The sequence below is a fragment of the Tissierella praeacuta genome, assembly GCF_040396155.1.
GTDB lineage: Bacteria > Bacillota > Clostridia > Tissierellales > Tissierellaceae > Tissierella > Tissierella praeacuta_A.
In genome coordinates this window covers 30,883-56,168 of sequence record NZ_JBEBOY010000012.1, presented here as the reverse complement: position 1 = coordinate 56,168, position 25,286 = coordinate 30,883, and the positions used below count along the sequence as shown (strand labels likewise).

Below are 25,286 nucleotides of genomic sequence, written 5' to 3'. Positions count from 1 at the left end.
ATAAAAGGGTAAGGGTTAAAAGGGTTGTTCCCTTATGCTCTTACCATTTTTAACAATATAGGAGGGATAGAATGAATATTAGTGCTTCAACTGTAAAAGAGTTAAGAGAGAGAACAGGCGCTGGAATGATGGATTGTAAAAATGCTTTGGTAGAAACAAATGGAGATATAGAAAAAGCTATTGACTTATTAAGAGAAAAAGGATTATCTAAAGCTGCAAAGAAATCAGGCAGAGTAGCAGCTGAGGGTTTAGTAGAAGCATATATACATGGTGGTAGAATTGGTGTTTTAGTAGAAGTTAACTCTGAAACTGACTTTGTGTCTAAAACTGATGAATTTAAACAATTTGTTAAAGATGTAGCTATGCAAATAGCTGCTTCAAATCCTAAATATATTTCAAGAGAAGAAGTACCAGAAGAAGAAATAGCTAGAGAAAAAGAAGTACTTACTCAACAAGCTGTTAATGAAGGTAAACCAGAACATGTAGCTGCTAAAATGGTTGAAGGAAGATTAGAAAAATTCTTCGAACAAATATGTTTATTAGATCAAAACTTCATAAAGGATTCAGATGTTAAGATTAAAGACTTATTAAATGAGAAAATTTCTAAAATTGGAGAAAACATAAAGATTAGAAGATTTTCAAGATTTGAAGTTGGGGAAGGAATCGAAAAGAGAGAAGAAAACTTTGCTGATGAGGTTGCAAAGCAAATTAATATGTAATTAAATGGAGAACAAATATTGTTCTCCATTTAAATAACACTATACTTAATATTAGGAGTGAATTGAATGGACCCGATATTTAAGAGAGTAGTCTTAAAGATAAGTGGTGAAGCCTTATCAGGTTCTAAGGGTGCTGGAATTGATATAGATACAATTAATCAAATATCTGCCGAAGTTAAAGAATTACACAATTTGGGCGTACAAGTATCTATCGTAGTAGGTGGTGGAAACTTTTGGCGTGGCAGATCAACTAAAGAAATGGATAGGACTACATCTGATTATATAGGAATGCTTGGAACAACTATGAATGCATTAGCATTACAGGATGCTCTTGAACAATTGGGAGTAGATACTAGAGTACAGACAGCAATAGAAATGAGGCAAATAGCTGAACCATATATTAGAAGAAGAGCTGTTAGACATTTGGAAAAGGGTAGAGTGGTTATATTTGCTGCAGGTACAGGTAATCCTTATTTTTCAACAGATACTACAGCTGCCTTAAGAGCTGCTGAAGTAGAAGCAGAAGTAATCTTATTAGCTAAAAAGGGTGTAGATGGAGTATATGATTCTGATCCAAATCTAAATGAAAATGCAAAGAAATTTGAGGTATTAAAATATATAGATATACTAAACTTAGGACTTGGAATAATGGACTCAACAGCAACTTCATTATGTATGGATAATAAGATTCCCCTAATTGTATTTGGAATTGATGAACCCAATAATATTATTAATGTTGTTTTGGGTGGAAAAATTGGAACACATGTAAAGGAGGATTAATTATGTATACTGGACTTTACAAGGAAGCAGAAGAAAAGATGAGTAAAACCATTTCGGTTTACAAGGAAGAACTGCAAAGCATTAGAGCAGGCAGAGCAAATCCTACATTACTTGACAAAATTACAGTAGACTATTACGGACAAATAACACCATTAAAACAAGTGGGAAGCATTTCATCGCCAGAACCAAGATTATTAGTTATTCAACCTTGGGATGCGAAGTTGATTCCTGCAATTGAAAAAGAAATATTAAAATCTGATCTAGGCATAAATCCTTCAAATGATGGTAAAGTAATAAGATTGCTTATTCCTGCATTAACTGAGGAGAGAAGAAAAGAGTTAACAAAATTAGTTAAGAAAAATGGAGAAAATGCTAAGATTGCAATTAGAAACATAAGACGAGATCTAAATGAACAATTAAAAAAGATGGAAAAAAGTAAAGAAATTAGTGAAGATGATAAGAAATCAGCTGAGGCAGAAATACAAAAAATAACGGATAAATTTATTGAAGAATTAGATCTTGTTACAAAGAAAAAAGAAGATGAATTAATGGAAATATAGAAAAACCCCTTCTTAATAGGAAGGGGTTTTTAGTGATGAGGTGATGTATATGGTAGATATTAACCAAAGCATAGAAGAGATAAAAAAACAAATTGATATAACAAATCTTCCCAAACATATAGCAATTATAATGGATGGAAATGGAAGATGGGCTAAGAAAAGATTTTTACCAAGAAATTTTGGTCATCAAGAAGGAATGGAAAGAGTAATTGAGATTGTTGGAGCTGCATCAAATTTGGGAATAAAACATTTATCCCTCTATGCTTTTTCTACAGAAAATTGGAAAAGACCTGTAGACGAAGTTCAAGGATTAATGAAAATTTTAGTTCAATATATAAGACGAGAATTGGATAAATTACATAGAAATAATGTTAAAGTACGGATTATGGGAGATATTGAAAAATTACCCAAGTTTGCAAAAGATGAAGTAATAAGGACAATAGAGAAGACATCTAAAAATACTGGAATGATATTAAATATTGGATTAAATTATGGAGGAAGAAATGAAATAATATTTGGTATTAAAAATCTTTTAATTGATATAGAAATGGGTAAAATTAATATAGACGATTTAAATGAAGTTAATTTTTCTAATTATCTCTATACTAAAGGTCAGCCTGATCCTGATTTGCTCATTAGACCAAGTGGGGAGCTTAGACTTAGTAATTTCATGCTATATCAAATTGCTTATTCAGAATTTTATTTTTCAGATATATTATGGCCAGATTTCACAGAAAAGCATTTATTATTATCTATTATTGATTATCAAAAAAGAAATAGAAGATTTGGAGGAATATAAGTGAAAGATTTAGGCAAGAGATTATTTAGTGGTCTAATTGGCTTAGTCCTGTTAATTTTTATTGTATCAAAAGGGGGACATTTATTGTCTTTTGCTATTTATATAGTTTCCATTATTGGTCTTAGAGAATTTTATCAAGCAATTGAAAAAATCAAGATTAGACCTATTTATATTATAGGTTATTTAGGAGTAACGGCTTTGTTTATAAATACAATTTTTCAAAATAATTATTTAGGTCTTCTTTTTAGTATACTTATTATTACTTTACTTATATTATTTGTAGTTAATAAAAATATAAGGATAGAAGATGTCTCAATGACCATTTTGGGAATAATATATATTCCATTTTTACTTTTTCACATTGCATATTTAGATAAAACTAAGTATATATGGTTAGTTTTTATTATAGCATTTGGTACTGATACATTTGCATATGTGGCAGGTAATTTATTTGGAAAAAGAAAGTTATGTCCTAAGATTAGTCCTAAAAAAACAATAGAAGGCTCTATTGGAGGAATATTTGGTACTGCTATTCTATTAATTATATATTCCCTATATTTTAATTTGGAGCCAATATGGAAAATTATTTTACTTTCTATAGTTTGTTCTATAATAGCTCAATTAGGAGATTTGGTAGCTTCAAAAATAAAGAGAGTCTGTGGAATAAAGGATTATGGTTTTATAATGCCAGGACATGGTGGTGTATTAGATAGATTTGATAGTATAATTTTTACTGCTCCAGTAATATACTACTATATTAGTATCTTTTTAATTTAATATATAGGTGGTGTTTAAATGTTAACAGCAATATCAGCAGTTTTTGTTTTTCTGGTAGTGATATTAGTGCATGAATTTGGTCATTTTTCTGTGGCAAAAATGGTAGGTATCAAAGTCAACGAATTTTCCATAGGCATGGGACCTAAATTATTTCAGAGGAAAAAAGGAGAAACAGAATATACTCTAAGGGCATTGCCAATTGGCGGATATGTGAAAATGGAAGGAGAAGATGAGGATTCTAATGATCCAAGAAGTTTTAATAAGGTTTCTGCTCTATCAAGAATAGCAGTTGTAGCTGCTGGGGCAATTATGAATTTTGTTCTAGCAATTGTTATATTATCTATTGTTTCCTATGGAACGGGTGTTCCGACGAATACTATAGATTATACAGTGCCTGGTTCACCAGCAGAGAAAAGTGGCTTAGCATCAGGTGATATTATAATTAGTATAAATGGAGTAGAGATAAATAGTTGGGAAACTACAGTTGATTCCATAAATAAATCTAATCCAGATAAAGAAATGGAGATAGAGATTAATAGAGATGGCCAAATTAAGAAAATAATGGTAAAGTCTATAGCTGATGAAGAAGGAAGAACTATAATTGGTATAGCTCCTAGATCTGAAAAATCAATATCATCTGCTATAAAAGGCGGTTTTGAAAATACTTTTATGTTTTTAAAATTAATGTTTGAATTTATAGGCATGCTTTTTAAAGGAAAAGTTGGAATCAAACATTTATCTGGTCCAATAGGGGTTATTCATGAAGTAGGAGTACAGGCAAAGCTTGGAATATATAATTTGTTATATATTTTAGGATTTATTAGTGTGAATTTAGGATTTTTCAATCTATTGCCTATTCCAGCTTTGGATGGAAGTAGAATAGTCTTTTTACTAATAGAATTAGTTAGAGGTAAACCTATAGATCCAGAAAAAGAAGGTTTTATACACTTTGTTGGTTTTGTTTTATTGATATCACTAATGTTGTTTGTTACTTATAGAGATATAATTAAATTTAATATTTTTTAGTAGGTGATAAAATTGTTTAGAAAAAAAACTAAGGTAATTAAAGTTGGTAGTGTACTAATTGGAGGAGACAACCCTATTTCAGTTCAATCTATGACAAATACTTTAACTAAAGATGTTGCTTCTACAGTTAGTCAGATACAAAAATTAGAAGATGCGGGCTGTGATATTATTAGGTCCGCAATTACAAATTTAGAAGACGCAAAAGCTATAGAAGATATAAAAAAGAAAATTAGAATCCCAATAATTGCTGATATTCAATATGATTATAGATTAGCTTTAGAATCTATTAAATATGGAATTGATGGACTAAGGTTAAATCCAGGTAATATTGGGTCATTAGATAAAGTTAGAGAAGTGGTGAAGGCTTGTAAAGAAAACAATATTTCTATTAGGGTTGGTGTAAATGCTGGCTCGCTAAAAAAGGAATTTCTAGAGAAATATAATGGAGTAAATGAAGACTCTATGGTTTATAGCGCTCTAGAGCAAATTAGATTATTAGAAGATATGGATTTTTATGATATTAAGATTTCTTTGAAAGCAAGTAATGTACCTTTAACTATTAAAGCCTATGAAAAGATGTCTAATATTGTAGACTATCCATTGCATTTAGGCATTACTGAAGCAGGTCCAATTTGGAGAGGAACGGTAAAATCATCTGTTGGGATAGGTTCATTATTGTCAATGGGTATAGGCGATACAATAAGAATATCATTAACTGGAGATCCAGTGGAGGAGGTAAGAGTAGGAAGAGAAATTCTTAAATCACTTAATTTGTTAAATGAAGGATTGGAAATAATATCCTGTCCCACTTGCGGAAGAACGAATATTAATTTAATTGACATAGTAGAAGAAGCTGAAAGAAGACTTGAAGGAATTGATAAACATATAAAAGTTGCAATAATGGGCTGTGCAGTAAATGGTCCTGGAGAAGCTAGGGAGGCAGACATAGGAATAGCTGGTGGGAAAGGTGAAGGACTTATATTTAGAAAAGGTGAGATAATAAAGAAAGTCAAAGAAGAAAATCTACTTGATGAGCTGATAAAAGAAATAGAAAAGCTTTAATATATTCATATCCCAGTTAAAGGATAAGGGGGTATAAAATACTTATGAAAAATGATGGATTATATCTTTCTCAATTAATTATAGAAGAAGGATTTAATGAGATTAAAGATTTGGAAATCGTAATTAATAAGATTAAATTAATTAAAAAAACAATGTCTTTAATAATATATCTTGAATCTTCTAAGTTGATTAACAATGTAATAGCCGATAAAATAAATAAAATTTTTAAAGATAAGTTTGCTGAGTTTCAAATATTGATAAAAATTCAATATAATATTAAAGGAAATATAGAGGAAAAAATTAAGTTTTACGAAAGTAATCTTTTAGAGATTATAAAAACAGATATTCAATCTAGCAGCTCTTGGATTGAAGGTTTAAAATGGGAGATCAGCAATGACTCCCTTATAATTTTTGCACCAAATAAAGTATCATATTATTCCTTAGAAAATAGTGAAATTATAGAAAAAATTAGAAATATACTTTGTGAAGAGATAGGATTAAAAGTAAATATTAAGATATCAGATGGGAATTTTAAAGAAGATGAAGATATTTTTGATAAAAAGAGTATTGAGGAAAAAGAGAATGCAACTAATATATTTGAAAACTCTAAATATAATTCTTCTGATAATACTTCAAGCTCATATACTGAGTGTTATATATATGGAAAGCAAATAAAAGAAGTACCTATTAAAATAAAAGATATTACGATGCAAACTGGTTCTTGTATAGTAGAAGGCACAATTTTTCAGCTTCAAATTAGAACAACTAGAAACAATAAGACTCTTGTTACCTTTTATATTTCGGATATTACTGATTCTATTGAAGCAAAGATGTTTTTATCTGAAGAGCAATCATCTGAATTTCTTGAAAATATCAAAAATGATTGTTATGTAAAGATTGAAGGAGATATAACTTTTGACAACTATTCTAAGAGTCTAGTAATAATGTTGAAATCTATTAATAAAATCCAGAAAGAGAGTAAAAAGGATAATGCTAATGAAAAAAGGGTAGAATTACATCTTCATACTCAAATGAGTTCAATGGATGGTGTTTCTTCCTTAAAGAAGATTGCAATTAGGGCCAAGGAATGGGGGCACAGGGCATTAGCCATAACAGACCACGGTGTTGTCCAAAGTTTCCCAGAAGCCATGAGTTTAGGTAAGGATTTAGGTTTAAAAATGATTTATGGTATGGAAGGGTATTTAATAAATGATAAAAAGAAAATAGTGGAGAATTTTGATGATAATAAAGATTATTCAACCTATATAGTTTTTGATATAGAAACCACTGGGTTATCCGCTATAAACGATATGATAACAGAGATTGGTGCTGTTAAAATTAAAGATGGAGAGATTATTGGCACATATAGTCAGCTGATAAATCCAGAGAGAGCTATACCAGAGTTTATTACTAATCTTACTGGTATTACAGACGATATGGTAAAAAATAAACCAACCATTAAAGAAGTTATTCTAGATTTTATAGAATTTATTGGAGGTGATGTTTTAGTTGCTCATAATGCTTCTTTTGACGTTGGTTTTATCAGGGAAAAGATGAAATTAGTCAATATGGAATTAGATAATCCAGTACTAGATACTTTAGAATTATCTAGAGCTGTATTTCCTTCTTTAAAAAGTCATAAACTAAATCTTGTTGCTAAGCATTTAAATGTAAGTCTAGTTAATCATCATAGGGCCGTAGATGATGCTACTGCCACAGCTGAAATATTTCTCAAAATTTTAGATATATTGAAGGAAAAAAATATAATAAATTTTAGACAGATAAACACTTTTAACTCTAATAAAAATCTATCAAAGGATGAGAGCTTTCATATAATAATAATTGCGAAGAACTTAGTTGGTCTTAAAAATTTATATAAACTAGTATCGGAATCTCATTTAAAATATTTTTATAGAAAACCAAGGATTCCGAAGTCTCTTATAGAAACAAATAGAGAAGGATTAATTATTGGAAGTGCTTGTGAGGCCGGAGAGCTTTATAGAGCAATGATAAAAAATAAGAGTATGAATGAAATAAGAAATATTGTGAAGTTTTATGATTATTTAGAGATTCAGCCTATTGGAAACAATATGCATTTAGTTAGAGAAGGAATTTTAAAGGATGAAAATCAATTAAGAGAAATAAATAAAAGAATATATAATCTAGGAAGAAAGAATAAAAAGTTTGTTGTAGCAACGGGTGATGTACATTTTTTAGATCCAGAGGACGAAATATATAGAAGGATACTAATGTCAGGTCAGAAATTTCAAGATGCCGATATTCAACCTCCATTGTATTTTAGGACAACTGAAGAAATGTTAGATGAATTTTCATATTTAGGAAAAGAAATTGCAGAAGAAGTAGTTATAAAAAATACTAATTTGATAAATGATATGGTAGAGGAAATATTACCAATTCCAGATGGAACCTTTCCTCCAGTTATTGAAGGTGCTGAAGAAGAGTTAAGAAGGATAACATATAATAAGGCATTAGAAGTATATGGAGATCATTTACCAGAAATTGTAGAAAAACGTTTGGAAAGAGAGCTTGATTCTATAATTAAAAATGGTTACGCTGTTATGTATATAATAGCTCAGAAATTAGTCTGGAAGTCTTTAGAAGATGGTTACTTAGTAGGTTCCAGAGGTTCTGTAGGGTCATCTTTTGTTGCTACTATGAGTGGGATTACAGAGGTAAATCCATTGGTACCACATTACATATGTCCTAATTGTAAATATAGTGAATTCTTTGATGATGGTTCTGTAGGTTCCGGTGCAGATCTTCCAGATAAAATATGTCCTAAATGTCAGACTAAATTTAATAAAGATGGTCATGATATTCCATTTGAGGTTTTTTTAGGATTTGAAGGAGATAAAGAACCAGATATTGACTTAAACTTTGCTGGTGAGTATCAATCTGTAGCACATAAATATACTGAGGAACTATTTGGAGAAGGCTATGTGTTTAGGGCAGGAACCATAGGAACAATTGCAGATAAAACTGCCTATGGATTTGTTAAAAAATATTTTGAAGAAAGAGGTCTTAGTGTTAATGCAGCAGAGATTAATAGACTTATTCAAGGCTGTATTGGGATAAAGAGAACCTCTGGTCAGCATCCTGGTGGAGTTATGATTGTTCCAAAATATAAGGATATCCTAGATTTTACTCCTATTCAGTACCCAGCAGATGATAAGAGCTCAGGAGTAATAACAACTCACTTTGATTACAATGCCATTAGTGGAAGGATATTAAAGCTGGATATTCTCGGTCATGATGTGCCTACTATAATAAGAATGCTTGAGGATATTACAGGGGTCGATTCTACTAAGATAGCTTTAGATGAACCAAAAACTATGAAATTATTTACAAGTACTGAATCTCTAGGAGTGACTAGACAAGATATTAAATGTGAAGTGGGAACTTTAGGGATTCCAGAATTTGGAACTAAGTTTGTAAGGCAAATGCTTGCTGAAACTCAACCTAAGACTTTTTCTGATTTAGTGAGAATTAGTGGATTATCCCATGGTACAGATGTATGGATAAATAATGCCCAAAACCTTGTTAAAGAGAAAATTGCACCTCTTAGTAAAGTAATCTCTACAAGGGAAGATATTATGTTAAATTTAATTAATGCAGGAATGGAAAAGAAAAAATCGTTTAAAATCATGGAAAAGGTTAGGAAAGGCAAAGGGTTAGGGCCAGAAGATGAAGAAGAAATGAGAAGTCTAAATATTCCAGAGTGGTATATAGATTCATGTAAAAAAATTAAATATATGTTTCCAAAAGCCCATGCCGCCGCCTATGTTATGATGTCTTTTAGAATAGCATATTTTAAAGTATATTTTCCAGAAGCTTTTTATGCTACCTATTTTACTATTAAGGCAAATGATTTTGATGCAAATTTGGTTATTGAAGGTAAAGAAACAGTTAGAATGAAGATTGAAGAGCTGGAAGAATTAGGAAGTGACATAACAGCAAAGGAAAAGAACCTATTAACAGTCCTAGAGGTTGTTTTAGAAATGTATGCGAGAGGTTATAAGTTTCAAAATGTAGATCTTTATAAATCAGATAGTGATAAATTTATAATTGATGAAGAGGGTATTATACCACCACTTAGATCCTTAGAAGGTCTTGGTGAAAATGTTGCTAGAAAAATTGTCGAAGAAAGAAATATCTCACGATTCATATCTGTAGAAGATTTAGTTAATCGTGGTAAAGTAAGCAAACCTGTATTAGAAGTTTTAACTAATCATGGATGTTTAGGTGATTTACCATTAAGTAATCAAATAAGCCTTTTTAATATTTGATTTTTCCTTAAATTGTGATATAATTAATTTGACAAAAATAAATTTTTTCTGGGAAAGAGTGGGTTAACCCACTCTTGATTTTTTATTTTAAATTAATTATTGATGTAAATAAACTATTATGGAGGTGAATTAATTGAATAAAAAGGGAATTATAGGAATCGTTAGAGGAATATCTGAGGAATTAGCAGAAGAATTAAAATATGAATTAGTAGATGTGGAATTTGTAAAAGAGGGTTCCAATCATTTTCTTAGGGTGTATTTAGATAAGCCTGGTGGAATAAATTTAGATGATTGTCAGAAGATGAGTCAGTTATTAAGTGATAAATTGGATGAAAAAGATCCTATTACTGTACCATATTATTTAGAGGTTTCATCTCCAGGATTAGATAGACCATTAAAAACCGATAAAGATTTGAAAAGAAACTTGGGAAAAGAAATCGAAATCAAATTGTATGAGCCAATGAACGGTAAAAAGATAATAGAGGGTACTTTAGAATCTTATGAAGAAACACTAATTATAGTAAAAACGGAAATTGATGAAATTATTGAAATATCAAGACAAAGCATTGCCTTAATTAAATTGGCAGTTAAATTTTAAGGAGGTTTAACGAATGAATGGAGATTTTATTGATGCCCTTCATGAAATAGAAAAAGAGAAGGGCATTTCTAAAGATGTAATATTTGATGCCCTAGAATCTGCGCTTATTTCCAGCTATAAAAAGAATTTTAATGCGTCTCAAAATGTTGAAGTCGAAATGGATAGAACTACTGGAAAGGTTAAAGTATTAGCATTAAAGGAAGTAGTAGAGACTATAGAAAATGAATATCTTGAAATAAGTTTAGATGATGCAAAAGAAATTGATGATAGGTTTCAAATTGGTGATATTATAAAAATAGAGATTACACCAAAGGATTTTGGTAGAATAGCAGCACAAACTGCTAAACAGGTAGTTATACAACGAATAAGAGATGCAGAAAGAGATGTAATCTATGATGATTTTGTAAATAGAGAAAATGAAATAATTACTGGTCTGGTTCAACGAATTAGCAAAAATAATGTATATATTGATTTAGGTAAAACTGAGGGGATATTACCACCTTCCGAACAAATAGAAGGAGAAGAATATAATCAGGGAGATAGAATAAAATTACTTATATCTGAAGTTAAGAAGACAACAAAGGGACCTCAAATAATATTGTCAAGATCTCATCCTAATCTTATAAAAAGATTATTTGAATTAGAAGTTCCTGAAATTAATGATGGAATAGTAGAAATATATTCAATAGCTAGAGAGGCAGGTTCTAGAACTAAGATTTCAGTTTTCTCTAAAGATCCAAATGTTGATCCCCTTGGTTCTTGTGTTGGCTTTAAAGGTAGTAGGGTAAAAGTTATAGTAGATGAATTAAAGGGTGAAAAAATAGACATTGTAATCTGGAGTAAGGAAATAGGAGAATTTATTGCCAATAGTTTAAGTCCTTCTAAGGTAGTAAATGTAATAGTTGATGAAAAAGAAAAATCTGCTATTGTGGTAGTTCCGGATTATCAACTTTCTTTGGCTATAGGAAAGGAAGGCCAAAATGCCAGATTAGCAGCGAAATTAACAAATTGGAAAATAGATATAAAATCGGAATCACAATATAATCAAGATAATGAGTAAGAGGTGATTATGTGAAAAAGAAAAAGATTCCTTTAAGAAAATGTATAGCTTGTGGTGAAGGCAAACCTAAAAAAGAATTAATAAGAGTTGTGAAAAATAATGAGAATGAAGCGAATATTGATTTAAATGGTAAAATAAATGGAAGAGGTGCATATATATGCACCAATCTTGAGTGTTTGGAACTAGCACAAAAGAGTAAAAAGTTTTCTAGAGCTTTAGAGGTGGAAGTAACAAATGATATATATGAAAAACTAAAGGATATAATTCAATCAGAATTAGAAAAATAAGAGATATCACCTTTAAATATAATAGGGGGTATGTAATATGAAAAAAATTAGAATATACGAATTAGCTAGGGAATTGGGAATTAGTAGTAAGGATTTAATTGAAAAGATTTCTGAACTAGATATAAATGTGGGAAACCATATGAGTACTTTGGAAAATGAAGAAGCAGAAATAATAAAATCTTTATTATCAAATGGGGAAGAGAAAAATAAGCTTGATGAAATTAATAATGGTGATGAAAAGATAAAAACTAATAAGAATATAAGCAGTGAAATAGATGTTGAAAAAGATAAACAAACTATTAAAGAAGTAGAAAATAATAATATAAAACAAAAAAACAAAAAACAAAAAAATAAAAGCAAATCAAAGAATAATAATAAAGATGAAGAAGATAATATAATTGATAAAGAAGGGAATGAGGCTGTTATAGAAATTGAAAGTAATATCATTGTAAAAGATCTAGCAGATAAAATAAATGTAAGTCCATCTCAAGTAATTTCCAAATTAATTGGATTAGGTGTAATGGTAAATCAAAATCAGGCTATAGATTCAGATATAGCAATTATAATTGCTGAAGAATTTGGTATTGAGTTGGAAGTAAAGGAACCATCAGAATCAGAAGAAGATACTATATCATTAGAAGAGGAATTAAACTTAGATTATGAAGATGATCCTAAAGATTTAAAGACTAGAGCCCCTATAGTAACAGTAATGGGCCATGTTGACCATGGTAAAACATCTTTATTAGATGCTATTAAAGAAACTAGTGTTACAAAATCTGAAGCTGGTGGAATTACTCAGCATATAGGTGCTTATGCTGTAAATATCAATAATAAAAAAATATGTTTTTTAGATACTCCAGGTCATGAGGCTTTTACATCTATGCGTGCAAGGGGTGCACAGGTAACTGATATTGCTGTATTAGTTGTAGCAGCAGATGATGGAGTTATGCCTCAAACTATAGAGGCCATAAATCATGCGAAGGCTGCTAATGTTCCAATAATTGTAGCTATTAATAAAATGGATAAACCTACGGCTAATGTAGATAGAATTAAACAAGAGTTAGTAGAAAATGCTTTAGTTCCAGAAGACTGGGGTGGTGACACTATAACAGTGCCAGTATCTGCTAAAAATCGTCAAGGAATCGAAGAGTTACTAGAAATGATTCTACTTGTTGCAGAAATGCAAGAACTTAAAGCTAATCCAAATAGAAATGCAATAGGTACAATTGTAGAAGCACAACTTGATAAGGGTAAGGGACCACTAGCTACAGTATTAGTTCAAAAAGGAACATTGCAAGTGGGAGATACAGTTGTTTCTGGCTCTTCATTTGGTAGAGTTAGAGCTATGTTAGATGATAAAAACAGAAGGGTAAAAAAGGTTGGTCCATCAATGCCAGTAGTAATACTGGGATTGTCTGAGGTTCCAAATTCAGGAGATTTGTTATATGCAGTAGAAGATGAGAAGATGGCCAGGAATTTAGCTGAGAGAAATAAAGAAATTATGCGAGCAGAACAAATGAGATCAGATCAAAAGGTATCATTAGATGATTTATTTGAAAGAATAAAATTAGGCGAGATTAAGGATTTAAATATTATAATAAAAGGTGATGTTAGAGGTTCTATTGAAGCATTGCGACAATCTCTAGAGAAACTTGATACTGATGAAGTTAAAACTAATATTATACATGGTGGTGTAGGCGGAATCACTGAATCTGATATTATGCTTGCCTCTGCTTCAAATGCTATTGTTGTTGGCTTCAACGTTAGACCAAATTTAAATGCTATTGAAGTAGCTAAAAGAGAAAAAGTAGATGTTAGGACCTATAGAGTAATTTATGAAGCTATTGAGGATATTCAAGCTGCAATTAAGGGTATGCATACACCAAAATTCGCTGAAGAAATAATAGGAAGGGCAGAAGTCAGAGCTACATTTAGATTACCTAATGGAAGTACCATAGCCGGTATTTATGTATTAGATGGGAAAATAGCTAGAAATGGCAAAATAAGACTTCTTAGAAATGATATTGTTGTATTTGAAGGCGATGTATCCTCTTTAAAGAGATTTAAAGACGATGCAAGAGAAGTATTATCTGGATATGAAGCAGGATTAGGACTAGAAAATTATAATGACATCAAAGAAGGAGACTTACTAGAAGCTTACGTTTTAAAAGAAGTTTAGAAATAGAGGTGGGGAAATGAATAATAAAAGAATTAATCGAATTTCCGAAGAAGTAAAAAGAGTGGTCTCAGAATTAATTTATAATGGTCTTAAAGATCCAAGGGTTAATTCTATGACTACTATAACAAAGGTAGAAGTAACTAGAGATTTAAGATATGCAAAGATTTACGTTTCAGTGTTTGGAAATAAAGAGGAAAAAGAGAATACCTTATTAGGTTTAGAAAGTGCAAAAGGATTTATAAGAAAAGAAATAAGTACTAGGATTGATTTAAGATATGCTCCAGAACCAATTTTTATTTTAGACGAATCAATAGAACAAGGTATATATATGTCTAAACTAATCGAGAAAGTAAATAAAGATTCTAGTATAATTAAGGAAGATGGAAACGATGAATAATATTGAATCTTTATTTGATATAGCAATTGAAAAAATCAAAGAAAGTGAAAATATATATATTGCCTCTCATGTTCAGCCAGATGGTGATAATATTGGTTCTACACTTGCTTTATTGATGGCACTTAAAAAAATAAAAAAAAGAGTTTTTGTTCTTAAGAGTGATGATATTCCTTCTGATTTTTTATTTCTTCCAAATATAAGTGAAATTAATGAATATAATCATAAAGATGATATAGATGTTTTTATTGCTTTAGATACTAGTGATGAAAATAGATTAGGGCAGAATAAAGAATTATTGAATCGGGCTAAAACCATAATTAATATTGACCATCATATTAGCAATACAAATTTTGGACATATAAATATTATAAATAGTGATGCAGCTGCTACTGGTGAATTAGTATATTACTTTATCAATAGAATGAATATTTCTATTGATAAAGATATGGCTACTTGTATTTATACTGCAATAAGTTCAGATACTGGAAGTTTTATGTATGATAATACTAGTGCAGAAACCCATGAAATTGCTGCAGAATTAATAAATATAGGAATTGATAAAAGTAGTATAAATATAAATTTATATCAGAATAAAAGTTTAGAAAGAACTATGTTATTTATAAAATCTTTAGAAACTTTGAATTTGCATTTCGATAATAAGGTTGCTTTAGTAAAAGTAACCCAAGACATGGCTAATAAGGTTAGTGCCAAAATAGAGGATGCTGAAGGTATAGTTTCATTTATAAGAGAAATAGCCCCTGTAGAGGTTGCTATTATACTCAAAGAAATTAAAGAAGATGAAGTTAAAGTTAGTATGAGAAGTAAGAGATTTATAGATGTATCTGCTATTTGTGCTAATTTTAGTGGTGGGGGACATATAAGAGCAGCAGGCTGTACTATTAATTCTCCTATAAATATTGCTGAAAATTTAATTTTAGATGAACTAAAGAAAGTGTTTTAGGTGATTATATGAATGGTGTAATAAACTTTTTTAAGCCAAAAGGAATGACATCACATGATGCTGTAAATTTATTAAGAAAGGCATTAAAAACTAAAAAGGTTGGACATACAGGAACTTTAGATCCGAATGCATCAGGAGTATTGCCTCTCTGTATAGGGAAAGGTACTAGAATTGCTGAATATCTTCTTGATAGTGATAAGGAATATATAGGAGAGCTAACATTAGGATATAGAACTGATACTCAAGATATGGATGGAAATATAATATCTTCTTCTAATAAACATGTTAGTGAGGAAGATATTATATCTGCTATGTCTAAATATGTTGGTAATATATCTCAATTACCACCTATGTACTCTGCATTAAAATATAAAGGTAAAAAACTTTATGAATTGGCACGTGAGGGTAAAACTGTTGAACGTAATCCTAGGAATATTACAATATACAATCAAAAAATATTAAACATAGAAGATAATAGGAAGATTATGTTTTATACAAAATGTTCTAGGGGTACTTATATTAGAACATTATGTGATGATATTGGTATGGATTTAGGTACTTATGGACATATGTCATATTTACTAAGAGTAGGTACAGGAAATTTTAAAATTGAAGACTCATATAGTATCGAATATATTAGGAAACTAGAGTTACAAGAAATTTCTAAGATTATTACTCCTATGGATAAGGCTTTAGGTCACTTAGAACAGTTTAATGTTCCGGATTACTTATATTCTAAATTAGTAAATGGTGTCGTGCTACGATTTGATTTAATAGACGAAGATAAGGTAGACAAATTACTTAGGGTGTATTGTAAAGATATATTTATTGGTATAGGAAAGATTAGCAACATAGATTCCGAATTTTACTTAAAGATGAATAAAGTTTTATTAATATAGGGTGGTATACATGGAAATTATTGAACTATCAAATTATAATGAGACAAGATTTAATACAGCTATAGCATTAGGAAATTTCGATGGCATTCATATAGGTCATCAGCAATTAATTAAAACTATGGTATCTAAATCTAAAGAATTAGGTATAAAGTCTTCACTTTTATTATTCAAAAGTCATACTAAAACTATAATAGATAATAATAAGCCTAAGACGATAACAAATAATCAGCAAAAATTTAAAATTGCTGAGGATTTAGGTGTAGATATTATTTATATGTTGAATTTCAATGAAGAAATTATGAAATTATCAGGAGAAGAATTTATTAGGGATATCATTATAAAGAAAATGAATGGAAAACTATTGGTAGTTGGATTTGATTATAGATTTGGATATAAAGCTTCTGGAAATTCTAAGTATTTAATAGAGCTTGGTAGAAAGTATAATATAGATGTAATTGTACTAGATCCTATTTATAAAGATGAGGATATTATAAGTAGTTCTAATATAAGAAATCTAATAGCTAATGGAAATGTTTCTGGATCTTTAAAAATGTTAGGTAGACCTTACTCTATTACTGGGAAAGTTATACCAGGTAAGAATAGAGGAAATAAACTGGGATTTCCAACGGCTAATATAGAGCCTATTGATAACTATGTAATACCTAAAAATGGAGTATATATGACTAATACTATAGTAGATGGTAAAAGGTATACTTCTGCTACTAATATTGGATATAATCCTACTTTTAATGAAGATATACTAAAGATAGAAACCTATCTTTTAGATTTTAATGGAGATATATATGGAAAAATATTAGAGATTGAATTTCTAGATTTCCTTAGAAATGATATTAAATTTGAGAATAAAGAAGCTTTGATAGAGCAAATGAAAACAGATATTGAAATGATCAAATTAAAACAATGATATTTACATTTATTGCTTATTATGATACTATAATAATGATACATTACCTATAGCTATGTTTAACGTATCCTCGACGTCTTACACAGCCATAGGAGTATATTAAAATTTTGGAGGTGCTTTTTATGTTAGCAAAAGAAGTTAAAGAACAAATAATTAATGAATACAAATTGCATGAAGGTGATACAGGTTCACCAGAGGTACAAATTGCAATTTTGACACACAGGATTAATTCTGTAAATGAGCATTTAAAAGCTCATAAGAAAGATCACCATTCTAGAAGAGGATTATTAAAAATGGTAGGTCAAAGAAGAGGCCTTTTAAAATATTTACAAAATAATGATATTGAAAGATATCGTTCTTTAATTGAAAAATTAGGCATCAGAGGTTAATAAGAGCGGGATTATCCCGCTCTATTGATTTATATTAGATATTTTTATTAAATAAGGATATAATAAATATATTAAAACTTAAGGAGGTATTGTATGGAAAGAAAATTCCAGTATAAATTAGCTGGTAGAGATCTTACTGTAACCATAGGTAAGGTAGCAGAGCAGGCTAATGGTGCTTGTATGGTACAATATGGTGATACAGTAGTTTTAGCAACTGCCACAGCTTCTAAGGAACCAAGAGAAGGAATAGATTTTTTCCCTCTAAGTGTTGACTATGAAGAGAAATTATATTCAGTGGGTAAAATACCTGGTGGTTTTATTAAAAGAGAAGGCAGACCAAGCGAGAAGGCAATTTTGACTTCTAGACTTATAGATAGACCACTTAGACCATTGTTTCCAGATGGATATAGAAATGATGTACAAGTTATAGTAACAGTTTTATCGGTTGATCAGGATCACTCTCCTGAAATAGTTGCAATGATTGGGTCTTCAATAGCATTATCTATATCAGATATACCTTTTGATGGACCTACTGGATCTGTATTAATGGGTTTAATAGATGGAAAACTTATTATAAATCCAACTAGTGAAGAAAGAGATAAATCTGAAATTCATTTAGTAGTAGCAGGAACTAAAGATGCTATAATGATGGTAGAAGCAGGCGCTAATGAGATTGAAGAAGAAGTAATGTTAAATGGTATTTTAACAGCACATACTGAAATTGCTAAATTATGTGAGTTTATTGAAAGTATTGCAGAAGAAGTAGGAAAGCCAAAAAAAGAATATAATTTATTTAAACCGAATGAGGAAATTAGAGAAAAAATTATTGCATTTGGTAGGGATAAATTAATAGATGCTATTAATACTTTTGAGAAACAAGAAAGATTAGATAATATTGATAAAGTAAATAAAGAGATCAAAGAAGTATTTTTAGAAGAATATCCAGAATCAGAGCAGGATATTAATGATATATTAGAAGATATGTTAAAAGAAGAAGTAAGAAGACTGATTATTGAGGAAGGCAAAAGGCCAGATAATAGAGAGGTAGATGAGATACGTCCTATTACTACAGATATAGGTTTACTTCCAAGAACTCATGGTTCAGGACTATTTACAAGAGGTCAAACTCAAGTTCTTACAATTGCTACTCTAGGTGCTATTAGTGATGCCCAAGTTATTGATGGATTAGGGGAGGAAGAGTCTAAAAGATATATGCATCATTATAATTTCCCTCCATATTCAGTAGGTGATACTAGACCTTTAAGAGGACCTGGAAGAAGGGAAATAGGTCATGGTGCATTGGCAGAGAGAGCTCTTGAACCAGTTATACCATCAGAGGATAAATTCCCTTATACTATTAGACTTGTATCAGAAGTTTTAAGTTCAAATGGATCTTCATCTCAAGCAAGCGTTTGTGGAAGTACTTTAGCTTTACTTGATGCAGGTGTACCTATTAAATCTCCTGTAGCTGGAATAGCAATGGGATTAATAAAAGAAAATGATAAAGTAGCTATTTTATCTGATATACAAGGTATGGAAGACCATTTAGGAGATATGGACTTTAAAGTAGCTGGTACTAGATATGGTATTACGGCTATACAAATGGATATAAAAATAGATGGAATAAATAAACAGATTCTTCAAGAAGCTTTGGAAAAAGCTAGAAAAGGGAGATTTTATATCTTAGATAAAATGGCTGAAACTATTTCAACTCCAAAGGGAAATTTGTCACCATATGCACCTAAGATGTATACAATGCAAGTAAATCCAGACAAAATAAGAGATATTATTGGGCCTGGCGGAAAGATGATTAACAAGATAATAGATGAAACAGGTGTAAAAATAGATATTGATGATGATGGTAAGGTTTTCATTGCCTCAGTAACTCAAGAAGATGGTGAAAAGGCTATAGATATGATAAATAAAATAGTCAAGGAAGTTGAAGTAGGAGAAATTTATTTAGGTAAAGTAACACGTATAACTAATTTTGGTGCTTTCGTAGATGTTTTAAACGGCAAGGAAGGATTAGTTCATATATCTAATATAGCTAGGGAAAGAATCAGTAAAGTAGAAGATGTATTGGCCGTAGGAGATGAAATATTAGTTAAAGTAATGGAAATAGATAATCAAGGTAGAGTTAATTTATCTAGGAAAGTACTATTACCAGAAGAAACTAAGCCAGAAATTAAACCAGAAACTAAAACAGAAGAATAAAAAAACTAATGCATGAACCAAAATAAGGTTCATGTTTTTGTATTTAATAAGTAATTTTATTATACTTGTTTACTGTAAATACAAAAATTGAGTTAAAACAGCTATGATTTATTGACAGAAAATTTATAAAATGATAATATTTATGTTTGAAGTCCTAAATTTTCATTTAAGTTTACAAAAGGTATTTTTATAAAGGGAGGAAAACTTATGAAGGAAATTAGAACTATTGAATTTAGAGATGATATTTTATATTTAATAGATCAAAGAAAGCTTCCATTAGATTATGAAATATTTCAATGTAGAACCTATAAAGAAGTGGATTTTGCCATTAAGGATATGGTAGTAAGAGGTGCACCAGCCATAGGGGCAACAGCAGCATATGGAGTAGTTTTAGCAGCAAAGGAATTTTTAAATGGAAATAAAGAAAACTTTTTATCAAATATGGAAGAATCATTGGATATCTTGAAAAAATCAAGACCTACTGCAGTAAATCTGATGTGGGCTGTAAAGAGAATGACAAATATTATAGAGAATAATAGAAAATTAGCAGTAAATGAAATATATGAAAAATTGAAAATCGAAGCTGATAATATTCTTAAGGAAGATATAGAAACTAATAAAAAAATAGGTAAATACGGAAATGAGATTGTCTCTCAAAATGCCACTATCCTTACACATTGTAATACAGGAGCTTTAGCTACAGCAGGATTTGGTACAGCTCTAGGAGTAGTACGAGAGGCCTTTTACAGTGGAAAGAATATATTTGTATATGCAGATGAAACAAGACCAAGACTTCAAGGCGGAAGACTTACTGCGTGGGAGTTAAGATATGAACAAATACCATCAAAGCTTATAGCAGATAATGTAGCTGCTACTTTAATAAGAGATGGAAAGATTGATTTAATATTAGTAGGTGCAGATAGAATAGCTTTAAATGGAGATACCGCAAATAAAATAGGTACATTTATGCTATCAGTAGTTGCAAAGGTCTATAATATACCATTTTATGTAGTCGCTCCAACAACTACAATTGATTTTGATATAGAAACTGGAGAAGAAATAGAAATAGAAGAAAGAAGCAGTGAAGAGGTAACTTATATTGAAAATATCAGAATAGCACCAGAGGGAATGGAAGTATTTAATCCAGCCTTTGATGTAACTCCAAGTGAAAATATAACAGGTATTATAACAGAGAAGGGAATAATAAAATCACCATATAAAGAAAATATATTAAAGCTTAGATAATGGTAGGGATTAATTGTATAATCCAAGATGGTTAGATTTAAATTATATGATTGGGCCTTCAATAGTATTTTGATGGTCCTATATTTCTGTAATAAAATGAATATATTTTACTAAAATAATAATTTATATATATAGTTTAATATCATAACAAATGTTATCATAAGTGATAATCTTTATTATATTATATAAATAAATATGATACACTTAAATTTAAGGAACTTAAACATAATAAAAAAATTATATAAAAATAAGTTTCAATAGAAAGATTATATATTAATGATGATAAATTTATAAATAATTATATTTTTAATATACAAAATTATAGGGGGTAAATATTATGAACAAAGCTATTATTGGCGGTACTGGGGTATATGATATTGGAGAAGGAAGTTACACTAAAAATGTTGAAACAAAATATGGAAATGTAGATGTTGATATAGTTAGTATTAATGGAGAAGAAATAGCTTTTTTAGCAAGACATGGTAAAAAACATTCTACTCCACCACATTTAATAAATTATAGGGCAAATATGAAAGCATTAGAACAGCTAGGTATTAAATATATTTATGCAACTGCAGCAGTGGGTTCGTGTAACGAAAACTACGGCCCAGGAGATATTGTAATAATAAATGATTTTATTGACTTTACTAAGTCAAGACCTATTACTTTCTTTGAAGGTGGTAATGAGCCTGTAAAACATACAGATATGGGGGATCCTTATTGTAAAAATCTTAGAAATAAGTTTTATGAATTTGCAAAAGATGAATCAATTAATATTAAAGGAGATGCAGTGTATATATGTACAGAAGGACCTAGGTTTGAAACAGCCCATGAAGTAAGAATGTATAAAAATTTAGGTGGAGATGTAATAGGCATGACAAATGTGCCTGAAGTAGTACTGGCGAAAGAACTAGGTATGTGTTATTCAACTATTGGAATAATTACTAACTGGTGTACAGGAGTAGAAGGAAATATAACACTTCATGATATTCAAGGGACCTTATCTGTAAACAAAGAAAAGATTACAAAAACCTTTTTAAGAATATTTAATGAAGAAATTAACCAACAGCATTGTAACTGCAATAATTCGATTATTGAACTTTAATTAAACTGAAGTTGTTTTATGTTGTTTTCTTGAATTACATAATTTATAACTAATAACTTTTGAACTTTTATTTAAAACTATTGGACATGTAGATCATGAACTATTTAAAGTTGCATCAAGAGTAATAAAGAATATTAGTGCATCATTTTAAGTAAATCTAGTACAAAAATATAGTCAAAATTTAGGAGGTTATATTCATGGATAAAAATAAAAAATATGGATTTGAAACTATGTCAATACATGCTGGAAATAAAGGGAAAAATGCCAATAATGCATTGAATCCTCCTATTTATCAAACGTCTACTTTTGTCTTTGATAATATTGAACATGTTGAAAAGGTTATGTCATTTGAAAGTGATGATTATGTATATACTAGAGGAAACAATCCTACTTTGAGACTTTTTGAAAATCGAATGGTCGCATTGGAAGAAGGAAAAGCTGCAGTCGCTTTTGCTTCAGGAATGGCAGCTATAAGTTCAGTTTTATTTTCATTTCTTAAACCTAATGATAATTTAATTGTAAATACAACACTATATGGTTCTAGCTATAATGTAGTTACCCATGTTCTTCCTCAATATAATGTTAATTGTAAAATGGCTGATTTAAGTGATATAGATAAATTAGAAGAGTTAATTGACGATAATACTAAAGTAATATATTTTGAAACACCTTCAAATCCTAATCTTATAGTTTTAGATATTAAAAAAATTTCCAAGATAGCTAAGGAAAGGGGAGTAAAAGTAGTAGTTGATAATACTTTTGCCACCCCATATTTTCAAAAACCACTAACTTTAGGAGCAGATGTAGTAGTTCACAGTGCAACTAAGTATATCTGTGGACATGGAGATGTTGTTGGTGGAGTTGCAGTTTCCAATGATATAGATTATATACAATCACTTAAATTTGACTATATGTGTGAATTTGGAGGGGTGATGAGTCCATTTAATGCTTGGCTACTTCTTAGAGGTTTAAAGACTCTTGGGGTTAGAATGAGACAGCATGAGAAAAATGCATTAGAAGTAGCCAGATTCTTGAAAAACCATCCAAAGGTAAAAGAAGTTTTATATCCTGGATTAGAAGATTTTGAAGGTTATAAGATAGCAAAGGAGCAGATGAATGGATTTGGAGCTATGATAAGTTTTGAGATAGATGGGCATTTAGAGCAGGCTAAAAAAGTTGTAAATTCTATAAAATTAGCACAATTGGCTGTAAGTCTTGGAGACTGTGAGACTTTAATAGAGCTTCCTGCTGCTATGACACATAGAGGATATCCAAAGGAGGAACTTATTAAATTTGGGTTAACCGAAAGCATGATAAGAATATCAGTTGGTCTTGAAAACATTCAAGATATAATTGAAGACTTAAATGAAGCATTATCAGTGATTTAAGAGAGGATGAATAGTTTATATGTTGATGAAAGAAGAAAGAGAGCAAATAGTAGAGTATGGAAAAAAACTTTTAACTTCTGGTTTAACTAAGGGTACAGGAGGAAATTTAAGTATATATAATAGAGAGAAAAATCTTTTTGCTATAAGTCCCACTGGTATTGATTATTTTAAAACTAGAGTAGAAGATGTGGTTATAATGAATATCAATGGTGAACAGGTAGATGGAGATAAAAAACCATCAAGCGAAGTTGAAATGCATAGAGTTTTTTATGAAAGAAGAAATGATATAAATGCTATTATTCACACTCATACTATGTATGCAACTACTTTAGCTTGTTTGAATTGGACATTGCCTCCGGTTCACTATATGGTGGCCTTAGCAGGCTCAAATGTAAGATGTGCTGAGTATGCTACCTATGGTACTAAAGAGCTTGCAGAAAATGCTTTTGAAGCGATGAAAAATAGAAAGGCAGTTTTATTAGCAAATCATGGACTACTAGCAGGTTCAAATGATTTATTAAATACTTTTAATATTACAGAGGAAATAGAATACTGTGCAGAACTTTATTATAGAACTAAATGTATAGGTGATCCTGTTATATTATCAAAAGAGGAAATGACTTTAATGGAAGAAAAATTTAAAACATATGGTCAAAGGAAATAAAGATATATTTATATTAGTGTTTTTTCATTATGCAGGTTGCTTTAATGATGAAAAACTTATTATAATTAAAAGTATATGATTTTTTATATGATAAAATTTTATTTTAAATGGGAATTAGTTATTCCATGAAAGGGAAACTATAAAAGTAGTTTCTCTGCTTTATTTTAAGGATAATTTACTAACTTTCGAATATATATAACTATATAAGATATTGGAGGGATATATATGAGATTAGTTATTGTGAATAAAAAGACCTTATTAACTATTTTAATTGTTTTAATATTACTTATAGTAACTTTTACTATTTTAAAGGTTCATAGTAAGACTAAAGAAACTTTTAATTCTGATGTATACTATCAAGGAAATATTGATGATAAAATAGTAGCCTTTGCTTGTAATGTTGACTGGGGAAATGAGCATATACCAAATATGTTAGAAATATTTAAAAAAAACGATATTAAAATTACATATTTTGTAACTGGCAAATGGGCAGAAAAGAATGCTGAAATTTTAAAAATGATATATGATGATAAGCATGAAATTGGAAATCATGGATATAGTCATATTGATTATGACAAATTATCTTATGATAAAAACAAAGAAGAAATAATGAAAGCTCATAATATAATTAAAGAAACATTGGATATTGATTCAAAATATTTTGCACCACCATCAGGTGCGTATAATGATAATACAGTAAATGCAACAAAAGATTTAGGATATGAGCTTATAATGTGGAGTGTAGATACGATTGACTGGAGAGATGACAGTACAAAAGATGTAATTGTTAAAAGGGTTACTTCAAAGATACATAATTCTGCAATAGTTTTAATGCATCCAACTGAGGAAACAGTTAAGGCATTGCCAGAAATAATAAATTACCTATATCAAAATGGTTATAAAATTGGTACAATAAGTGATGTAATAAAAAACGATTAGCAATAT

The 25,286-nt window shown here is 29.8% G+C and carries 23 protein-coding genes; all 23 read left to right on the top strand.

Going from position 1 to position 25,286, the window contains the following annotated elements; translation table 11 throughout:
• The first annotated feature begins 71 nt into the window (after positions 1–71).
• Positions 72–719 (top strand): translation elongation factor Ts, encoded by a 648-nt coding sequence (gene tsf / locus ABWP20_RS08060; protein ID WP_353095278.1) that lies wholly within the window; start codon positions 72–74, stop codon positions 717–719.
• Positions 720–785: 66 nt separating this feature from the next.
• A complete protein-coding gene (gene pyrH / locus ABWP20_RS08055) occupies positions 786–1,499 on the top strand; it encodes a UMP kinase (RefSeq protein WP_353095277.1) in 714 nt (237 codons plus the stop codon).
• Positions 1,500–1,501: 2 nt separating this feature from the next.
• Positions 1,502–2,059: a ribosome recycling factor gene (gene frr, locus ABWP20_RS08050; RefSeq protein ID WP_353095276.1), complete on the top strand. Its 558-nt coding sequence runs from the start codon at positions 1,502–1,504 to the stop codon at positions 2,057–2,059.
• Between the two features lie 49 nt (positions 2,060–2,108).
• Positions 2,109–2,858 carry an undecaprenyl pyrophosphate synthase gene (gene uppS, locus ABWP20_RS08045; RefSeq protein ID WP_353095275.1) on the top strand — a complete coding sequence of 250 codons (750 nt, stop codon included), beginning with the start codon at positions 2,109–2,111 and terminating at the stop codon, positions 2,856–2,858.
• On the top strand, positions 2,859–3,635 hold the full coding sequence (locus ABWP20_RS08040; protein ID WP_353095274.1) for a phosphatidate cytidylyltransferase: 777 nt from the start codon (positions 2,859–2,861) through the stop codon (positions 3,633–3,635).
• Positions 3,636–3,653: 18 nt separating this feature from the next.
• Positions 3,654–4,661, top strand: a complete 1,008-nt coding sequence (rseP, locus tag ABWP20_RS08035) for an RIP metalloprotease RseP (protein ID WP_353095273.1) — start codon at positions 3,654–3,656, stop codon at positions 4,659–4,661.
• Positions 4,662–4,673: 12 nt separating this feature from the next.
• Positions 4,674–5,723 (top strand): flavodoxin-dependent (E)-4-hydroxy-3-methylbut-2-enyl-diphosphate synthase, encoded by a 1,050-nt coding sequence (ispG, locus tag ABWP20_RS08030; protein ID WP_353095272.1) that lies wholly within the window; start codon positions 4,674–4,676, stop codon positions 5,721–5,723.
• 44 nt (positions 5,724–5,767) lie between these two features.
• Positions 5,768–10,030 (top strand): PolC-type DNA polymerase III, encoded by a 4,263-nt coding sequence (locus ABWP20_RS08025; RefSeq protein ID WP_353095271.1) that lies wholly within the window; start codon positions 5,768–5,770, stop codon positions 10,028–10,030.
• Positions 10,031–10,163: 133 nt separating this feature from the next.
• The gene (gene rimP, locus ABWP20_RS08020) at positions 10,164–10,628 is read left to right on the top strand and encodes a ribosome maturation factor RimP (protein ID WP_353095270.1); all 465 of its coding nucleotides are present in this window, start codon (positions 10,164–10,166) and stop codon (positions 10,626–10,628) included.
• A 13-nt stretch (positions 10,629–10,641) separates the two neighbouring features.
• Positions 10,642–11,688, top strand: a complete 1,047-nt coding sequence (gene nusA / locus ABWP20_RS08015; RefSeq protein ID WP_353095269.1) for a transcription termination factor NusA — start codon at positions 10,642–10,644, stop codon at positions 11,686–11,688.
• 11 nt (positions 11,689–11,699) lie between these two features.
• On the top strand, positions 11,700–11,975 hold the full coding sequence (rnpM, locus tag ABWP20_RS08010) for an RNase P modulator RnpM (RefSeq protein ID WP_353095268.1): 276 nt from the start codon (positions 11,700–11,702) through the stop codon (positions 11,973–11,975).
• A gap of 37 nt (positions 11,976–12,012) precedes the next feature.
• Positions 12,013–14,154, top strand: coding sequence for a translation initiation factor IF-2 (gene infB / locus ABWP20_RS08005; RefSeq protein WP_353095267.1), 2,142 nt, complete (start codon positions 12,013–12,015; stop codon positions 14,152–14,154).
• A gap of 16 nt (positions 14,155–14,170) precedes the next feature.
• Positions 14,171–14,551, top strand: a complete 381-nt coding sequence (gene rbfA, locus ABWP20_RS08000) for a 30S ribosome-binding factor RbfA (RefSeq protein ID WP_353095266.1) — start codon at positions 14,171–14,173, stop codon at positions 14,549–14,551.
• Complete coding sequence (locus ABWP20_RS07995; protein ID WP_353095265.1) at positions 14,544–15,512, top strand: DHH family phosphoesterase; 969 nt, start codon at positions 14,544–14,546, stop codon at positions 15,510–15,512. The genes rbfA and ABWP20_RS07995 overlap by 8 nt, the downstream gene beginning before the upstream one ends.
• Before the next feature lie 8 nt (positions 15,513–15,520).
• Positions 15,521–16,411 (top strand): tRNA pseudouridine(55) synthase TruB, encoded by an 891-nt coding sequence (truB, locus tag ABWP20_RS07990; protein WP_353095264.1) that lies wholly within the window; start codon positions 15,521–15,523, stop codon positions 16,409–16,411.
• Between the two features lie 10 nt (positions 16,412–16,421).
• Positions 16,422–17,336: a bifunctional riboflavin kinase/FAD synthetase gene (locus ABWP20_RS07985; RefSeq protein WP_353095263.1), complete on the top strand. Its 915-nt coding sequence runs from the start codon at positions 16,422–16,424 to the stop codon at positions 17,334–17,336.
• A 122-nt stretch (positions 17,337–17,458) separates the two neighbouring features.
• Positions 17,459–17,725, top strand: a complete 267-nt coding sequence (gene rpsO, locus ABWP20_RS07980) for a 30S ribosomal protein S15 (RefSeq protein WP_353095262.1) — start codon at positions 17,459–17,461, stop codon at positions 17,723–17,725.
• A gap of 93 nt (positions 17,726–17,818) precedes the next feature.
• Positions 17,819–19,939 (top strand): polyribonucleotide nucleotidyltransferase, encoded by a 2,121-nt coding sequence (locus tag ABWP20_RS07975; protein ID WP_353095261.1) that lies wholly within the window; start codon positions 17,819–17,821, stop codon positions 19,937–19,939.
• A gap of 207 nt (positions 19,940–20,146) precedes the next feature.
• Positions 20,147–21,184 carry an S-methyl-5-thioribose-1-phosphate isomerase gene (mtnA, locus tag ABWP20_RS07970; RefSeq protein ID WP_353095260.1) on the top strand — a complete coding sequence of 346 codons (1,038 nt, stop codon included), beginning with the start codon at positions 20,147–20,149 and terminating at the stop codon, positions 21,182–21,184.
• Positions 21,185–21,521: 337 nt separating this feature from the next.
• Positions 21,522–22,289: an S-methyl-5'-thioinosine phosphorylase gene (locus ABWP20_RS07965; RefSeq protein WP_353095259.1), complete on the top strand. Its 768-nt coding sequence runs from the start codon at positions 21,522–21,524 to the stop codon at positions 22,287–22,289.
• Between the two features lie 197 nt (positions 22,290–22,486).
• On the top strand, positions 22,487–23,677 hold the full coding sequence (locus tag ABWP20_RS07960; protein WP_353095258.1) for a trans-sulfuration enzyme family protein: 1,191 nt from the start codon (positions 22,487–22,489) through the stop codon (positions 23,675–23,677).
• A 19-nt stretch (positions 23,678–23,696) separates the two neighbouring features.
• On the top strand, positions 23,697–24,341 hold the full coding sequence (locus tag ABWP20_RS07955; RefSeq protein WP_353095257.1) for an L-fuculose-phosphate aldolase: 645 nt from the start codon (positions 23,697–23,699) through the stop codon (positions 24,339–24,341).
• A gap of 225 nt (positions 24,342–24,566) precedes the next feature.
• Positions 24,567–25,280: a polysaccharide deacetylase family protein gene (locus ABWP20_RS07950; protein WP_353095256.1), complete on the top strand. Its 714-nt coding sequence runs from the start codon at positions 24,567–24,569 to the stop codon at positions 25,278–25,280.
• The last annotated feature ends 6 nt before the right edge of the window (positions 25,281–25,286 follow it).

Excerpts from the sequence above, each read along its gene's own strand:
- tsf (WP_353095278.1), top strand. The coding sequence starts at position 72 with ATGAATATTAGTGCTTCAACTGTAAAAGAGTTAAGAGAGAGAACAGGC.
- pyrH (WP_353095277.1), top strand. The coding sequence starts at position 786 with ATGGACCCGATATTTAAGAGAGTAGTCTTAAAGATAAGTGGTGAAGCC.
- frr (WP_353095276.1), top strand. The coding sequence starts at position 1,502 with ATGTATACTGGACTTTACAAGGAAGCAGAAGAAAAGATGAGTAAAACC.
- uppS (WP_353095275.1), top strand. The coding sequence starts at position 2,109 with ATGGTAGATATTAACCAAAGCATAGAAGAGATAAAAAAACAAATTGAT.
- rseP (WP_353095273.1), top strand. The coding sequence starts at position 3,654 with ATGTTAACAGCAATATCAGCAGTTTTTGTTTTTCTGGTAGTGATATTA.
- ABWP20_RS08025 (WP_353095271.1), top strand. The coding sequence starts at position 5,768 with ATGAAAAATGATGGATTATATCTTTCTCAATTAATTATAGAAGAAGGA.
- nusA (WP_353095269.1), top strand. The coding sequence starts at position 10,642 with ATGAATGGAGATTTTATTGATGCCCTTCATGAAATAGAAAAAGAGAAG.
- infB (WP_353095267.1), top strand. The coding sequence starts at position 12,013 with ATGAAAAAAATTAGAATATACGAATTAGCTAGGGAATTGGGAATTAGT.
- rbfA (WP_353095266.1), top strand. The coding sequence starts at position 14,171 with ATGAATAATAAAAGAATTAATCGAATTTCCGAAGAAGTAAAAAGAGTG.
- ABWP20_RS07995 (WP_353095265.1), top strand. The coding sequence starts at position 14,544 with ATGAATAATATTGAATCTTTATTTGATATAGCAATTGAAAAAATCAAA.
- truB (WP_353095264.1), top strand. The coding sequence starts at position 15,521 with ATGAATGGTGTAATAAACTTTTTTAAGCCAAAAGGAATGACATCACAT.
- ABWP20_RS07985 (WP_353095263.1), top strand. The coding sequence starts at position 16,422 with ATGGAAATTATTGAACTATCAAATTATAATGAGACAAGATTTAATACA.
- rpsO (WP_353095262.1), top strand. The coding sequence starts at position 17,459 with ATGTTAGCAAAAGAAGTTAAAGAACAAATAATTAATGAATACAAATTG.
- ABWP20_RS07975 (WP_353095261.1), top strand. The coding sequence starts at position 17,819 with ATGGAAAGAAAATTCCAGTATAAATTAGCTGGTAGAGATCTTACTGTA.
- mtnA (WP_353095260.1), top strand. The coding sequence starts at position 20,147 with ATGAAGGAAATTAGAACTATTGAATTTAGAGATGATATTTTATATTTA.
- ABWP20_RS07965 (WP_353095259.1), top strand. The coding sequence starts at position 21,522 with ATGAACAAAGCTATTATTGGCGGTACTGGGGTATATGATATTGGAGAA.
- ABWP20_RS07960 (WP_353095258.1), top strand. The coding sequence starts at position 22,487 with ATGGATAAAAATAAAAAATATGGATTTGAAACTATGTCAATACATGCT.
- ABWP20_RS07955 (WP_353095257.1), top strand. The coding sequence starts at position 23,697 with ATGTTGATGAAAGAAGAAAGAGAGCAAATAGTAGAGTATGGAAAAAAA.
- ABWP20_RS07950 (WP_353095256.1), top strand. The coding sequence starts at position 24,567 with ATGAGATTAGTTATTGTGAATAAAAAGACCTTATTAACTATTTTAATT.